The organism is Variovorax sp. GW823-FHT02B07, from assembly GCF_058797695.1.
The window spans coordinates 181,528-194,403 of the sequence record NZ_JBXAJX010000003.1 but is presented as its reverse complement, the minus strand read 5'-3'; the positions used below and the strand labels follow the sequence as shown (position 1 = coordinate 194,403).

12 protein-coding genes are annotated in these 12,876 nt (G+C 70.0%); 7 read left to right on the top strand and 5 right to left on the bottom strand.

What is annotated here, in order from left to right; all coding sequences use genetic code 11:
- Nucleotides 1-40: 40 nt before the first annotated feature.
- Nucleotides 41-1,096, top strand: coding sequence for a purine-nucleoside phosphorylase (locus AC1RGU_RS18650; RefSeq protein ID WP_492697299.1), 1,056 nt, complete (start codon nucleotides 41-43; stop codon nucleotides 1,094-1,096).
- Between the two features lie 6 nt (nucleotides 1,097-1,102).
- On the opposite strand, the gene AC1RGU_RS18645 is transcribed toward AC1RGU_RS18650, so the two are convergent.
- Both AC1RGU_RS18645 and dinB read right to left on the bottom strand, forming a co-directional pair.
- Nucleotides 1,103-1,786, bottom strand: coding sequence for a TIGR02117 family protein (locus AC1RGU_RS18645; protein ID WP_492697297.1), 684 nt, complete (start codon nucleotides 1,784-1,786; stop codon nucleotides 1,103-1,105).
- A gap of 7 nt (nucleotides 1,787-1,793) precedes the next feature.
- Nucleotides 1,794-2,978, bottom strand: a complete 1,185-nt coding sequence (gene dinB / locus AC1RGU_RS18640) for a DNA polymerase IV (RefSeq protein WP_492697733.1) — start codon at nucleotides 2,976-2,978, stop codon at nucleotides 1,794-1,796.
- 169 nt (nucleotides 2,979-3,147) lie between these two features.
- Between dinB and AC1RGU_RS18635 the strand changes: the two genes are divergently transcribed.
- Together AC1RGU_RS18635 and AC1RGU_RS18630 are read left to right on the top strand one after the other, a co-directional pair.
- A complete protein-coding gene (locus AC1RGU_RS18635) occupies nucleotides 3,148-3,999 on the top strand; it encodes an RNase A-like domain-containing protein (RefSeq protein WP_390341795.1) in 852 nt (283 codons plus the stop codon).
- A 20-nt stretch (nucleotides 4,000-4,019) separates the two neighbouring features.
- Nucleotides 4,020-4,298 carry a contact-dependent growth inhibition system immunity protein gene (locus AC1RGU_RS18630; RefSeq protein ID WP_070062176.1) on the top strand — a complete coding sequence of 93 codons (279 nt, stop codon included), beginning with the start codon at nucleotides 4,020-4,022 and terminating at the stop codon, nucleotides 4,296-4,298.
- A 7-nt stretch (nucleotides 4,299-4,305) separates the two neighbouring features.
- On the opposite strand, the gene AC1RGU_RS18625 is transcribed toward AC1RGU_RS18630, so the two are convergent.
- Nucleotides 4,306-4,899, bottom strand: coding sequence for a YiiX family permuted papain-like enzyme (locus AC1RGU_RS18625; RefSeq protein WP_492697294.1), 594 nt, complete (start codon nucleotides 4,897-4,899; stop codon nucleotides 4,306-4,308).
- Nucleotides 4,900-4,986: 87 nt separating this feature from the next.
- Here AC1RGU_RS18625 and AC1RGU_RS18620 point away from each other — a divergent pair, with 87 nt between their 5' ends.
- Entirely contained in the window at nucleotides 4,987-5,547 is a 561-nt protein-coding gene (locus tag AC1RGU_RS18620; RefSeq protein ID WP_492697292.1) for a putative glycolipid-binding domain-containing protein, read from the top strand.
- A gap of 44 nt (nucleotides 5,548-5,591) precedes the next feature.
- Complete coding sequence (locus AC1RGU_RS18615) at nucleotides 5,592-6,713, top strand: hypothetical protein (protein ID WP_492697290.1); 1,122 nt, start codon at nucleotides 5,592-5,594, stop codon at nucleotides 6,711-6,713.
- On the opposite strand, the gene AC1RGU_RS18610 is transcribed toward AC1RGU_RS18615, so the two are convergent.
- Together AC1RGU_RS18610 and AC1RGU_RS18605 are read right to left on the bottom strand one after the other, a co-directional pair.
- The gene (locus tag AC1RGU_RS18610; protein WP_492697288.1) at nucleotides 6,710-7,702 is read right to left on the bottom strand and encodes a Bug family tripartite tricarboxylate transporter substrate binding protein; all 993 of its coding nucleotides are present in this window, start codon (nucleotides 7,700-7,702) and stop codon (nucleotides 6,710-6,712) included. The two genes, AC1RGU_RS18615 and AC1RGU_RS18610, sit on opposite strands and share 4 nt — an antisense overlap.
- A complete protein-coding gene (locus AC1RGU_RS18605) occupies nucleotides 7,699-8,625 on the bottom strand; it encodes a LysR family transcriptional regulator (RefSeq protein ID WP_492697286.1) in 927 nt (308 codons plus the stop codon). The genes AC1RGU_RS18610 and AC1RGU_RS18605 overlap by 4 nt, the downstream gene beginning before the upstream one ends.
- Before the next feature lie 118 nt (nucleotides 8,626-8,743).
- Between AC1RGU_RS18605 and AC1RGU_RS18600 the strand changes: the two genes are divergently transcribed.
- A complete protein-coding gene (locus tag AC1RGU_RS18600; RefSeq protein ID WP_492697284.1) occupies nucleotides 8,744-11,521 on the top strand; it encodes a tannase/feruloyl esterase family alpha/beta hydrolase in 2,778 nt (925 codons plus the stop codon).
- The gene (locus AC1RGU_RS18595; protein WP_492697282.1) at nucleotides 11,518-12,870 is read left to right on the top strand and encodes an alpha/beta hydrolase; all 1,353 of its coding nucleotides are present in this window, start codon (nucleotides 11,518-11,520) and stop codon (nucleotides 12,868-12,870) included. Before AC1RGU_RS18600 ends, AC1RGU_RS18595 begins: the two co-directional genes overlap by 4 nt.
- Nucleotides 12,871-12,876 lie beyond the last annotated feature (6 nt).

The following is a 12,876-nucleotide window of genomic DNA, read 5'->3' as shown; positions in this document are numbered from 1 at the left end:
GGCGCGCTTTCCTTTCCTTCCTTCTCTTCGGATTCCACCCATGTCCCTCCTGAACTCCCGTCGCTTCTCCCTGGGCAGCCGCGGTCTGGCGCTGTGCGGCGCCGTGCTGCTCGCCACGGCCTGTGCCTCCACCTCGCCCACGGCCGACACCCGCGCTGCTGCCGCCGCCCCCGTCAAGGTGAAGGTGTTCGTGGCCGCCATGTTCGAGATCGGCCAGAACACCGGCGACCGCGCCGGCGAGTTCCAGCACTGGTACGAGCGCTACTGGAAGGGCGCGACGCCCGTGGCCGTGCCCGGCGCGCTGCAGCCCGTGTACTGCAACGCCGACGGCGTGTGCGGCGCGGTGCTGGGCATGGGCAAGGTCAACTCGTCGTCGTCGATGCAGGCCATCCTGCTGAACCCGAAGTTCGACTTCTCGCAGGCCTACTACGTGATCTCCGGCGTGGCCGGCACGCCGCCCCAGCGCGGCACCATCGGCGAGGTGAGCTGGGCCACCTGGCTGGTCGACTACGACCTCGGCCACCGCTGGGCCCCCGAAGAGAACAAGCCCGGCGAGCCCACCTTCATGCCGCGCAAGGGCTACGAGGAGTACCGCCGCTTCAAGCTCAACCCCGACCTCGTCGGCTGGGCCATGAAGCTGTCGGCCGACACGCCGCTCAAGGACGCGGAATCGGCCCGCAAGTACCGCCTGCGCTACCCCGACGCCGCCGCGCGCCGCGCCCCCTTCGTGGGCACCGGCACGCACATGACGGGCGACACCTTCTTCCACGGCCCGGGCATGTCGAAGCAGGCGCAGTACATCGCCAAGCTGTATGGCGCCGACGACTACGTGATCACCGAAATGGAAGCCGCCGCCATCACCCTCGTGATCAAGCGCACCCACGGCACCGACCGCGTGATGAGCCTGCGCGGCGCGGTCAACTTCGACCAGGGCAACCCGAAGGAAAGCACGCTGCAGCACCTGGACCCGGCACCGGGCGAGACGGCGGGCGGCTTTGCCGAGACGGTGGAGAACATCGCGCTGGTAGGCACGCGCGTGGTCGATCACATCGTGAAGAACTGGCCCACCTGGTCGGCAGGCGTGCCCAAGCCCTGAAGATCGTCAGGGCTGCAGCACCGGCTGCAGATGCCACGTCACGTTGAAGTCGAAGGGCGTCCAACGGCTCACCGTGACGCCTGCCTGGCGCAGGCCGCGCCCCGTCCAGGTGTTGCAGGTCTCGAACAGGTGATAGCTGCCCCGGGCTTCGTAGAAGGCATCGTCGTTCGCGTAGTGCGCACCCGCGATCGGCACCGCGCGGCCTGAAGGCAGCGTGGCGCGCACATGGGCCACGAGCTGCGCGTACTGCGCCTGCGAGAGCGGCAGCTTGTAGGCCCCGCGCCGCAGCTGCGCGCGCTGCAGGTAGGTCACGTGCAGCAGCGAACGGTTGCCGCCCGACAGCGCCCCGAAGGCGCGCGCGGCTGTCAGGTCGCCCCAGGTCGGCGTGTGCAGGTAGAACTCGCGGTCGCCCCAGCCGATGGCGACGAACTCGGCATCGGGTGGCGGTGCCTTGAAGTCGGACAGTGGAAAGAGCTGCAACCAGTCGATGGTGGCCGAGCGGACCGGAAACACCAGGTCGGTGTGCACGCCGTTGCTCAGCACCCAGGCCTCGACGGTCGCAGGCTCGGCCGGTGGTTTCGTGTGGGCCGGCAGGAAGACCAGCGCGCAGGCCACCGCCACGTACAGCGTGATGGCCAGCAGAAATCCCAGCAGGGTGAGGGCGATGCGTCTCAGCCAGCGTCGAATCATGGTGGTGTCAGAAGAGCGACGCCGTGGTCGCCACCGGCGCCGCGCTGCGAGTGTTGCCAGCGGGCGCCAGCGCCTCGGGGCTGCCGGCCTTGGCCAGCGCGCCCACGCGCACGCCCAAGAGGCGCAGCGGCCGCTCCAGCGGCACGCGCTTCAAGCACTGGCCGCCGACCTGGCGGATGGTCTTGCCGTCGTCGGTGAAACGGTCGATGGTCTGGTCGCGCGTGGCGATCTTGAAGTCGTCGTAGCGCAGCTTGATGCCGATGGTCTTGCCCACGTAGCCCTTGCGCTGCAGGTCTTCGGCCAGCTTCTCGCACAGGTGCGTGAAGATCGCGCCCAGCTCGGCGCGGTCGCGCACCGCGTGCAGGTCGCGCTCGAAGGTGGTCTCGCGGCTCATCGACACGGGCTCGCTCTCGGTCACGACGGGACGGTTGTCGCGGCCCCAGGCCACCTCGTGCATCCACGCGCCGGTGGCCTTGCCGAAGGTGTCGATGAGCCAGCCGCGCTCGCGTGCCGCCAGCTGGCCCACGGTCTCGATGCCGAAGCGCTTGAGTTTTTCGTCGGCCTTCGGGCCGATGCCGTTCACCTTGCGGCAGGGCAGGGGCCAGATGCGGCTTTCGAGGTCGTGTTCGTAGACCACCGAGATGCCGTTGGGCTTCTCGAACTCGCTGGCCATCTTGGCGATGAGCTTGTTGGGCGCCACGCCGATCGAGCACGTGAGGCCCGTGGCGTCGAAGATCGATTTCTGGATCAGCCGCGCCAGCGAGCGCCCGCCGTCGCGCTGGCCGCCGGGCACGTCGGTGAAGTCGATGTACACCTCGTCCACGCCGCGGTCTTCCATGAGCGGCGCGATGTCCAGGATCACCTGCTTGAAGGTGCGCGAGAAGCGCCGGTACTCGTCGAAATCGACCGGCAGGATCAGCGCCTGCGGGCACAGCTTGGCGGCCTTCATGAGCCCCATGGCCGAGCCGATGCCGAACTGCCGCGCGGGGTAGGTGGCGGTGGTGATCACGCCGCGCCCCGTGTAGTCCTTCAGGCGCGGAAAGGCCTCGATCGGAATGTCGGCCAGCGTGGCGCCCTCGGGCAGTTCGCGGATCGCCTCGTCGACGCGGCGCCGCCCGCCGCCGATGACCACCGGCAGCCCCTTGAGCTGCGGGTAGCGCAGCAGCTCGACGGACGCGTAGAACGCGTCCATGTCGAGGTGGGCAATGCGGCGGATCGGAGGGGCCGGGGGCGGCGCGGGCTGGAAACTCACGGTGACAATTGTCTCGCTCTCCGGGCATGTTCGCCCGCCCCGGTGTCGCGTGCAAGAATGCGGCGGAATTTCAATCCCCACGCAGGTGGTGAACGGAAAGGAATGCACGATGGGTGACGACGAGGTGGAAGGCGGCCTGTCGGTCGCGCTGACGCCGGTGCAGATGGCGGCGGTGCTCGGCGGCGAAGACGTGCCCGAGTCGGCCAGCCTCAGCAACCGGCTCTGGGGCACGGCGGCGCTGATCGGCGGCGTGATCGAACTGGTCGGCGCCGGCGTGCTGTGCGTGGCCCCCGAGCCCACCATGGCCAGCAAGGTCGGCTGCGTGGTGCTGGGCGCGCACGGCAGCGACGTCACCGCCACGGCCGCGCGCCAGATCTGGACCGGCCAGACGCAGCGCACGGCCACCGCGCTCACCGCCGACGCCACCGCGCAGGCGCTGGGCGCCTCGCCCGAAACCGGCGCGCAGGTGGGGCTCGCGGTCGACGTGGCGGTGCCGCTCTTCGTGGCCGGCGGGCTGGCCGCATCGCGCGTCATCGCGGTGCGCGCGAGCCGCTTCAAGCTCGAGCCCGTGCGCCTCATCGAGCACGAGGGCATTGCGGGCTCCAAGGCCGGCGGCCACACCATCCGCGAGCACGTGGGCAAGTCGGCGCAGGAACTGTTCGACCGCTTCGCGAAGAAGCCCAGCCTGCAGCGCTCGTCGTCGTTCTTCGACCTGGCCACCGCCGAGTCGGCCATCAGCCAGACCGTGCGCGCCAACGCACGGGCCATTCGCGCGTGGTCGCGCTCCGCGGCGGTGGGCTCCAAGCCCGTGGCTTTCGAGCACGACATCGCCGCCGTGGTCGGCATCGGCGTGCAGCGCGGCAGCACTGCCGTGAGCCAGCTCACCAAGGTGCGCGTGACGCTGAACATGCGCACGTACAACGGCAAGCCGTTCTACATCCTCACCGCCCATCCGTTCTGATTTTTCCCCTACGACCCACGATGCGATTCGAACTGATCGACCACCTCACCAAGGTCTACTTCGGCCAGGACGCCGACATCCTCTTCGGCGAGACCGGCGCCGAGATCATGGCCTCGTACCGCGAGTCGAGCACCGAGGCCGAGCTGGCCGCGCTGCGCGCCGAGATCGCCGACTACCTCGGTTCGCACGAGGACCTCGAAGCGGCGTTTGCGCGCGACTTCTCGCGCGACTACATCCCTGAAGATTTCGGCACGCCGGCGAAACAGTTTCTCGACAGCGTGCTGGCGGCGGTGCAGTAGCGGGTCGTCAGCGCGATTCGACCGTCACCAGCAGCGGCGAGTCGAACATCGCCACCGGCGAGATCACCGGCTCGTCCATGGGCACGGCCTCGCCGTAGCGCTCGCGCATCTTGGCGCGCACGGCCGGGTCGCCGAGGTTGAAGCTGCGGATCTTCTGCAGCTCGCCGATGCGCACGCCCAGTGCGCGGTCGTAGAGCTTCCACACCAGTTCCGAGCAGTAGATGCGCGAATCCGACCATTCGAAGGTCAGGTCGTACGGGCGGCCCGCGAAGTCCGAGGTGCGCGCATGCAGGCGCGCCACGGCGCCGGGCGTGAGCCGCGTGTCGGCATCGCGCAGCCGCTTCACCACGTAGCGCCCGCCGTTGCCGCGTGCGGTCCATTGCGCCAGCGGCGTGTAGCGCACCGTCGAGACCGCCTCGAACACGTAGGGTTTGCCCTCTCGCAGCAGCACGATGCCCATGTGGCTGTAGCGCGAGCCGGTGGCGCGCTGCACGGCCACGCTTTGCGCCGAGCGCGAGGTGTGGAAGATGATGTCGCCGTCCTTCAGTGCGGTGGCCGCATGGCCTGCGCTGGCTGTCAGGAGGGTGAAAAGGGCAGACAACGACGCGGAAAGGGCTTTCGACATGCAGGGCATTTTGCGGGATGCCGCTTGCGCCCCGCGGCATGCCGGTGCCATGATCCGCGCCATATGCAAACCGTCGCCTCCATCCTCTGGCGCAGGCTCGATGCACCGGGCCACGATGCCTGTCGCCTCGAACGCAATGCCTCGGCCTGGCAGCTCGACGGCGCGGCGGTGTTCCGCACCGAGGGCGGACGCATCGCCCAGCTGCACTACCGCGTGCGCTGCGACCTGCTCTGGCACACGCAATGGGGCACGGTGCGCGGCTGGCTCGGCGAGTCGGCCGTCGACCTGTCGATCACGCGCGACGCGCGCGGCCACTGGAAGCTCAACGACGAAGCCGTGTCCGACATGTCGCACTGCGTCGACCTCGACCTGGGCTTCACGCCCGCCACCAACCTGCTGCAACTGCGCCGCCTGAACCTCGCACCCGGCGAAAGCGCCGATGCACCGGCGGCCTGGGTCGACATCGAAGACGGCGGGCTCAGCGAGCTGATGCAGCGCTATGAACGGCGAAGCGACAGCACGTACGCGTACGAGGCCAAGCGCTTCGATTACGCGGAGGTGCTGGGCGTCACGGCGGACGGGTTCGTGAGCGACTATCCGCGGCTCTGGCGCGCGGAGGACTGACGCGTTGCTTGGAGTTGTCGGGCGCTGCGCCTGAACGCAGCGGCATGGGCTTTTTGAGTTTCGCCTTCAATGCAGCCACCGTGGTGCTGCTGATGTTCGGCGTCCTGGTTCTCGGCGTCGTGCTCTTTGGCGTCCGGGAGGCGCTGGCGGGGTGGATGGGCACTTCGCGGGCCGCCGACCGTTTTCGCAAGGTCACGAGCTACTTCACGTGGGGGACCTGCATTGCCGCGTTGGTGGGCGGCTTTGTTCTCTACGTGACGCGCGCGCCGGACAAGGCGGAACTCGAGCGAGGCATGGCCAAGCTCTTTACCTACCCGTCCAACCGCATTCGCATCGACCTGAACAATGTCAGCGAAGCGCAGCGCCATGAACTGGTGCGCGCGCTGCAGCCGTTGCTGGCGAGCACGTCGCGCGAGTTCTACCAACGCGTCACCACGCGCCGCGGCGGTTACGACGTCGAGGCGACGCTGCCGAGCTACTACCGCCTGACCGCCGATCGCCTGGAGATCGCCACGGGCGAGAGCTTCGGCAATGGCAAGACGATGCCTGTGCTGTTCCCGCAGGTGCTGGCGCATGCGGCCAACGCCGCCACCGTGCCGACGTTGCCTACCGCGATCGACGCGCAGATCGTGGCGGGCGACCAGGCACCGGTCCCGTTGTCGCTGGTGTCGAAGACCGCCGAGCTGATGGTGCTCACGCGCCAGACGCTGCGGGGCACGCAACCCTTGCCCGCGCCCTGCCTGATGGCGATCCAGGCGCAGGTGCCCACCGATCACTTCGAGTGGCTCTTCGGGGCCGACCGGAACGGCCTGGGCAAGGACGTGCGCTTGCAGGTGAACGCCGTGCCCGGCGTGCTGCCGGCCGGCACGTACGAACTGCGCCAGCTGACGTTGCTGGGCTCGGAGCGCAAGCGCGTGCTCTGGGAACGGGCGGCCGCGCAGGGGCATGTTTCGGTGCAATTGGGCCTGGCGCCCGTCGGCCTGCGCGAGAGCCCCGGCTGCGAGGCCCGCCTGCTCAAACAGCTCGACCGTGCATGGATCGTGATGGCATTGCGCAACGTGTCGCCGGCGCTGACCACGGCGGTGAAGCAGGTCGACATCGAACAGCGCCCGGCGCGCTTCAGCCCCTGGTACGCGGGCTTCGGCTGGGTGGCCGCGCAGCCCTAGTCGAACTGCGCCCGCGCCCCCGCCACCAGCGCGCGGTTGCGCCGCCGGTCCGCCGCAATCTCCTGCGCGAAGTCCTCGATGCTCCCGCCGGCCGGCAGGTTGTAGGCCTCGCGCAGGCGCGCGCGCAACGGGTCGCCTTGCAGCAGCCGGTTGATCTCGCCATTGAGGCGCTGCACCACTGCCGCCGGCGTGCGGGCGGGCGCGAAGATGCCGAACAGTGAATCGCGGTTCGCCTTCTCGTAGCCCAGCTCCGCGAGCGTGGGCACCGCCGGCAAGGCTTCGATGCGTGCGGGCGCGCCGACTGCCAGCGCCTGCAGCCGACCGCCTTCGATGTACTGCAGCTGCTGCGCCGCGACGTTGGTCGACAGCACCTCGAACTGCCCGCCGAGCGCATCGTTGAGCTGCGGCCCGCCGCCCTGGTAGGGGATGTGCGTGATGTCGGTGCGGCTTTGCAGGCGCACCTGCGCGAGCACCATGTGGCCGATGGTGGCCACGCCCGAGGTGGCCCAGCGCACCGCGCCGGGCTGGCGGCGCGCCAGCGCGATCAACTCGGCAAAGCCGCGGCCCGCGAAGGCCGGCGTGCCGACGACCAGCACCGGCGTGCGCATCACGCTGGCTACGGGCGCGAAGGCGCGCAGCGGGTCGTAGGGCGCACGCGCGAGCAGCGGGTGCAGGGTGAGCGGGCTGATGGCCGAAAAGGCCAGCGTGTGGCCGTCGGGCGTGGCGCGTGCGAGCGCGTCCATGCCCAGGCTGCCGCCCGCGCCGGCGCGGTGCTCGATGAGCACCGGCATGCCCAGCGACTGCGCCAGCGGCTCGGCCAGCGCGCGCGCCATGCCATCGCTCACGCCGCCCGGCGGGTAGACGACGATCAGGCGCACCGGGCGGCTGGGCCAGGGCGACGAGGCCGCGTGCGACAGATGCGGCAACGCGCACACCGCCGCGAAGCCGACGCGTTGCAGGAAATGGCGGCGCAGCAGCGGCACGGTCATGCGGCGGGCTTCCCCTCGGCCAGCCCGCGCAGCAGCGCCGCGAAGTGCCGCGCCGGCAGGTTGTCTTCGTCGGCGCGCGACACCAGCGTGAGCGGTGCGTCGAGCTGGCCGCCGTCGGCCAGCCGCGTGTAGGCGATGGCGTGCGCGTGCACGCCGGTCATCGAGGTCGGCACCACCGACAGGCCGACGCCTGCGGCCACGAGGTTCAGGTTGGTCATCATGCGATCGACTTCGGCCACCACGCGCGGGCGCAGGCCCTGCGCGTGGCACAGCGCGAGCAGCTCGGCATAGAGGCCGGGCGCGCCCGGGCGGCGCACGAGGATGATGCCCTCTTCGCAGAGTTTCGACAGCGGCAGCGGCTTCGCGGGCTTCTTGCCATGGGCAGGCGGCGCGAAGCGGTGATCGCTCGGCATCGCGACCCACACGGGCTCGCGCAGCAGCGTCTCGAACACCAGCCCCTCGGGCCGCGCCACCGGCACGCGCAGCAGGCCGCAGTGCAGCCGGCCCGCGGCCAGCGCCTCGGTGAGCTCGGCGGCGTTGTCTTCGCGCAGCTGCAGCTCCACGCCGGGGTGCGCGCGGCGGAACGCGCGCAGCGCCTCGGGCATGAAGCGGTGCGCGGCGGCCGAGCTGGTGAAGCCGACCGCCAGCGTGCCGGTCTGGCCCTGGGCCACGCGCGCCATGCGCTGCTTCATGGCCTCCATGTCCTGCAGCATGCGCAGCGCCTCGGCCTGGAACAGCCGGCCGGCGTCGGTGAGCGCCACGCCGCGCGGATGGCGCTTGAACAGCAGCACGCCCAGCTCGCGCTCCAGCGCCTTGATCTGCAGGCTCAGCGGCGGCTGCTGGATGCCCAGCTGCTCGGCGGCGCGCGTCATGTGGCCGGTGCCGGCCACGGCCACGAAGTACCTCAGGGCGCGTATGTCCATATGTTTTTTGTATTGAATAGGCCTTGTTATTTTATTTGACCCTAGGTCACACGGAATCTATCGTCCGGCCGCCTATTCAAAAAGCAGTCCACCGAGGCTGCATGCCGGAGACAAATCCATGCGCACACCGCGCCCTGCCTCGAAGTTTCGTGTCGTCGTTGCGCTGATCTGCGCGTCGCTGGTCATGGCCGCCTGCGGTGGCGGCAGCGGGGGAGGAGGAGGCCCCGGCTTCTTCCTGCCGACCCCGCCGCCCGCCAGCGGCGACACCCCGCCCGCCGAGGAGCCGCCCGGCACTCCGCCCCCGCCCGTGCTGCCCGTCGTGGCCTGCGCCGACCTGGCCGGCAAGAGCCTGCCGGCCGCGCTGATTAGCCCGCCCACGCAGGGCGCCACCGTCACCAGTGCCACGCCCGTGGCCGCCGGCGACGCGGGCAACACGCTGGGCGATTACTGCCGCGTGCGCGGCACCATCGCGCCGGTGGACCCGGCCTCGCAGCTCATCCACTTCGCGGTCAACCTGCCCGAACAGTGGAACCAGAAGACCATCCACTTCGGCGGCGGCGGCTTCGACGGCGTGCTCATCGACGGCACCGAGGTCATCCGTTTCGGCCCCGCCGGCAAGCCCGCGCCGCTGGCGCTGGGCTACGCCACCTACGGCGACGACTCGGGCCACCAGTCGAGCAGCATCACCGACGGCAAGTTCGCGGCCAACGACGAGCAGCTGGCCAACTACGGCGGCCAGTCGCTCAAGAAGACGCGCGACGTGGCGCAGGCGCTGGTGTTCGCGCGCTACGCGGTCAAGCCAAAACACGCCTACTTTCTCGGCACCTCGACCGGCGGGCGCGACGCGCTGAGCTACATCCAGCGCTGGCCGCAGGACTACGACGGCGTGATCGCCAACGAGCCCGCGCTCAACTACACCGGCACGCGCCTGTCGAACGTGGCAGTGGGACGCGCGCTGTACAACAACGACGCCAAGGGCTGGCTCAACCTCACCGAGACGCTGCTGGTGCAGAAGGCCGCGATGCAGGCCTGCGACAAGCTCGACGGCGCGATCGACAACATCGTGAGCAATGTGGAGAGCTGTCGCCAGCTCAACACGCAGATCCTTGCCTCGCTGCGCTGCCCCAACGGTGCCGACACGGCGGACACCTGCCTGTCGGACGCGCAGATCGACACAGTGCACGCCATCGAATCGCCGCTGGAGTTCACGACGTACTCGCTGGCCAACGGCGTGAAGCGCGCGGGCGGCTACAACCTGCTCGAAGGTGCGCTGGTGGCCGGCCCGTACACCACGCGCGACCTTGGCACGCGCAAGGCGCCGGGCAACCCCGCCACCTCGGCCGACGCCAACATGTACGTCACGGGCGACCAGTGGGTGAAGTTCTTCGTCACGCGCGATGCCGGTTTCAACACGCTCACCTTCGATCCGCAGAACCCCGGCACGTATGCGGCGCGCGTGGCCGAGGTGTCGAAGCTCACCGACGCGACCGATCCGAACCTCGCGCCCTTCTTCGCGCGCGGCGGCAAGCTGATCATGTTGCACGGCCTGGCCGACGAGGTGATCAGTCCCAACTCGACCATCGACTACTACCGGCAGCTCGTCGCCACGCTGGGCCAGGCCGCGGTCACGCAGAACGTGCGCTTCTACACCGTGCCCGGCATGGGCCACGGCACCGGCAGCTTCATTCCCAACTGGGACTCGCTCGCGGCGCTCGAAGGCTGGGTCGAGGCCGGCCTGGCGCCCGCCACGCCCGTGGCGGTAGACGCCGTGGCCGGCAGCTACGGTCGCACGCGCCCGCTGTGCCAGTTTCCGTCGTGGCCCAAGTACCGCGGCAGCGGCAGCCTCGATGCGGCCGTCAACTACAGCTGCGTGACCGAGGTCGGCGACCCGCTCGCCTGCCCGAACCTGCCGGCGAGCGCGACGCGCTACAAAGGCGGCAACAGCTTCGGCGAGGAACTGCAGGTGCAGATCGATCCGGCCACCATGGCCTACACCGTGACCATCGATGCCAGCCACGTACCCACGCGGGTCGGCACGCAGCGCAGCGGCTCGCTCGTGTCGCAGGGCAGCTGCAGCTACACGAGCGGCGAGAGCGGGGCGGTGTTCAGCTTCGGTGCCGGCGGCGTGCTGCTGGGTGGCGTGAACCCGCCGAGCGGCAGCGGCTTCTCGCCGCTGGTGGCGTTCCAGAACACCTTCCAGAACGTGTCGCCGTCGACGGATTTCCGCTCGGTGTCGCTGATCTTCAATGCGGCCGGCGTGGAACAGCTCGGCGCGGGCACCACGGCGGCGTTCTCGTCGGCGGGGCGGCTGCGCAATGCGGGCACCTTCCAGTTCTGCCGCAGCCCGGCGTCGAACAGCTTCATGACCTACGACCAGACCTGCAAGAACACCGAGAAGGGCTATCTCAGCTACAGCACGGCGCGCGGTGCCTTCGACATGTACACGACCTCGACCTCGTCGAGCGGCACCGCCGAGACCGAGGGCGGCACGCTCACCGGCTCGGTGGTGATCGGGCTGGTCAACGGCGTGTCGACGCCGTTGTACCTGCGCCGCGTGGCCACCGCCGTGCCGGCGGGCGACACGAGCAGCGGCGCGGCCACCGTCATCCAGCCGGGCCTGCGCCTGCTCGCGGTGCAGCAGACGCTGATGCCCGGCGCGGCCGACGGCAGCTATGCCATGGCCAGCGTGAAGGGCGAGGGCCGCGAGGCCACCGTGGTCGGCACCGCCTTCAACCTCGGCGGCGCGGCCACCACACTGGGCTACGACACGCCGGTGCTCGGCGTGGCGCAGGCCGGCGCCGGCCGGCCGGGCCATCTCATCTTCAACAGCGGCGTCGTGGCCTTCGTCACCACCGACGGAGCGAACGCGACGCTGGACCTTGGAGTACGCCATTGAAAAAATACCTCTCGCAACTTGCCGCCTTCGCCTTGCTGGCGGCGCCGCCGCTGCTGTCCGCGCACGCGGCACCCGCCACCGCGCCCAAGCCCACGGCCTGCCCGTCGCCCGTGCCCGAGACCGCACGTTGCTACACCGGTGAAGACGGCGCGGGCTCGTTCTACTGGATTGCCATCCCGAAAGACTGGCAGCGCGGCGTGCTCGTGATGCACGCGCACGGCGGCCCTGAAACCGGCGCGCCCAAGCTCGCACGCAGCGAGGAAGACCTCAAGCGCTGGGCCGTCACCGTGAAAGCAGGCTATGCCTGGGCCGGCTCCACCTACCGGCGCGGCGGCTACGGCGTGACGATGGCGGCCGAAGACACCGAGCGGCTGCGGCAGATCGTCGTGCGCCACTTCGGCCAGCCCCAGCGCACGCTGCTGCATGGGCAGAGCTACGGCGCGGGCGTGGCGGCGAAGGCGGCCGAGCTCTATGCGCCCGTGAGCGATGCGAAGTCGCCCTACGACGGCCTGCTGCTCACCAGCGGCGTGCTCGGCGGCGGCAACAGCGCCTACGACTTCCGGCTCGACCTGCGCGTGGTCTACCAGTACGTCTGCCGCAACCATCCCAAGCCCGACGAGCCGCAGTACCCGTTGTGGATGGGCCTGCCGATGGACGCGAAGCTCACGCGCGCCGAGCTCGCCGCGCGCGTCAAGGACTGCACCGGCGTCGGCACGCCGGCCGCGCAGCGCACGCCCGAGCAGGCGGCGCGGCTGAAGACGATTCTCTCGGTCGTGAAGATCCCCGAGCGCTCGCTCGTCGGCCACCTGAATTGGGCGACCTGGCTGTTCCAGGACCTCGTGCAGCAGCGCCTGAAGGGGCGCAACCCCTTCGGCAACATCGGCGTGGTCTACAGCGGCTCGAGCGACGATGCGGCGCTCAATGCCGGCGTGCTGCGCTACGCGGCCGACCCGCAGGCCCAGGGCGCGCTCGCGGCCGACAGCCAGCCCACCGGCCGCACCTCGCTGCCCACCGTGGGCCTGCATGCCATCGACGACCCCACGGCGTTTGTCGAACTCGAGAACGCCTACCGCCGCATCCGCGACGCGGCGGGCACCGGCGGGCATCTGGTGCAGAGCTTCAGCGCCGAGCGCGAGCACAGCTACCTCAGCGATTCGGAATATCCCGCGCTCTTCGGCGCGCTGCTCGACTGGATCGACAAGGGCGAGAAGCCCACGCCGCAGAGCCTGGCGCAGCGCTGTGCTTCGCTCATGCCGCGCTACGACACCGACGGCAAGAACGGCTGCCACATCCAGCCGGAGTGGCAACCGCCCACGCTCGAAAGCCGCGTGCCTTCACGTGCGCCCTGATTTTTC